Annotated in this window: 1 protein-coding gene; it reads right to left on the minus strand. The window is 49.2% G+C overall.

The genetic code is table 11. From position 1 onward, the window contains the following. Window positions 1-69: 69 nt before the first annotated feature. A partial coding sequence (locus PHP87_RS05910; RefSeq protein ID WP_299919525.1) for a hypothetical protein occupies window positions 70-1,776 on the minus strand: 1,707 nt, incomplete at its 5' end.

The following is a 1,776-nucleotide window of genomic DNA, read 5'->3' on the forward strand; positions in this document are numbered from 1 at the left end:
GCACCCTGCGGGCACCACTGATGTTCGCTTCGCTCACTATTAAGGATGCGGGGGACATATTTCATCTCGTTATATCCGGCAGGACTTAAGATCGATAAAGACTGCGTTTTGGATGAACGGAGCTGCCACGACATAACAGGGGTTGTCATCCCGCTGTACTTCTTTTGCTATGTGGTTAATGTAGTCTTCGCTCCGGTAAACTAGCTCAAAGCGCAGTCCCTCGGCTTCAACAGCCTGTTTAATGAGATTCAGGTCTTGGTCAGAAGAGAGGTCCGGCTCTTCCAACTGTACTATGGTTCTTACTCCCAACCCAGCCAGAGTGCACAATTCAGCTGCTTCAGGCTGGCGGCCCAGCAGCAGGCGTTCAGTAATAATATCTACTTTATGCCCGCCGATTGAAGCTGGAATATCATCCCGCTTGAGCCCATAGCAGCGGCTGCTCAGTATGGAAGCCACCTGACTGCAATAATCCGGGGAAGGGAAGCCATAGAAGAAGCATACTCCCAAAGTCTTTGGCCAAGCCTGAATATAGCTGGCCGCTCCGGCAGGAGAGATGTTTTCGTCCAATTCCAGCGCTTCCATATGGGTAATACCAGCCTTTTTAAGTCTATCCATCTCTCCAGCAGCAGGCCGGGGGCCCAGAAAGAGATTGTAGCTTACGCGAAACACCGCTCCCCCTTGCAGTCGTTCGGGGAAAGCCTTGCCCATATGCTCTAAATCTCCGCCCCGCAGCAATCCATCCAGCAAAAGGTTTTTTTCCGTAATGAGAAATCCATGTACATAGATTTTATGCTGGCTGTTGGCAATATATTGGGCCAGTTCCAGCAATCCCTGGTAAGCATTGCCTTGCTTCCGCAGCGGCATAATGGTATATTTCAAGCCCATTTCCTGACAATTTTTTTCTTCACGTTTTATCCATTTCAGATCCCCGGGATTTTCCGGATCGAGATCAGCAATAATTTCCTTAAATTGACCCCTTTGAATCAGATGAAACCACTCTTCATCGGTGGGATAAGGACCCATTATGATGCGGCTGTTCTGATAAAAATATAATTTACCCCGTTCCAGCCGGGTCTTGTAGATGCATTCTTGGGGCTCCTTGTTTTCCGGCTCCTGTCCCAGCAAGACCCGTTTAATCAGATCGGCCCGGTGTTTGCCCAGGTAACAGTGAACATAATAGCGTTTATCGCCCGGTTCCGCCAAATCCATGGCCCGCTGGATGGATTCCTGATTGTCGCTTACCCAGGGGAGCATCGGCAGGGAGTATATGGTGATGCCAACTTCTTTTCCGTGCTCCATCTCTTGTTCTAATAGTATTTTTTCAAACGGAATCATGGGGCTTAAAAGGGAAATAACCCCGTCGTAGCCCTCGGCTTTAAGCTCTCGCAAACGAGGTTTATCAGGATAAGGGCCAAAAGCATAGCGTTCGCCCGGTTCTGATACTGTACCCTGAAGCCGGGCTATTACCGGACTTCCAGTGGTTAATAGAAAGTAAAAAACCACCGCAGCCATCAAGAACAAAACCCCCAGGATTAGATATATAAACGATGTCGGTGGTTTTTCCCGGCTCAATACTTTACGGAAAAAGCAGCGGGTAACCCAGGCGCTGCTTAAGGCCCACAAGATTATAATGCCGGTCATAGCTATATTGATAAGGGTTTGGGAAGTTCCCCGCCGGGTCAGCAGTTCTTCTACGGGGACATTTACCAGGAAAAGAAAGCCCACACCCAGCAAGAAACCCGCCAGACCCATAAATAGCCCGGTTAATACCAGCAG

The organism is Syntrophomonas sp. (assembly GCF_028707975.1).
In the GTDB taxonomy this organism is placed as follows: domain Bacteria; phylum Bacillota; class Syntrophomonadia; order Syntrophomonadales; family Syntrophomonadaceae; genus Syntrophomonas.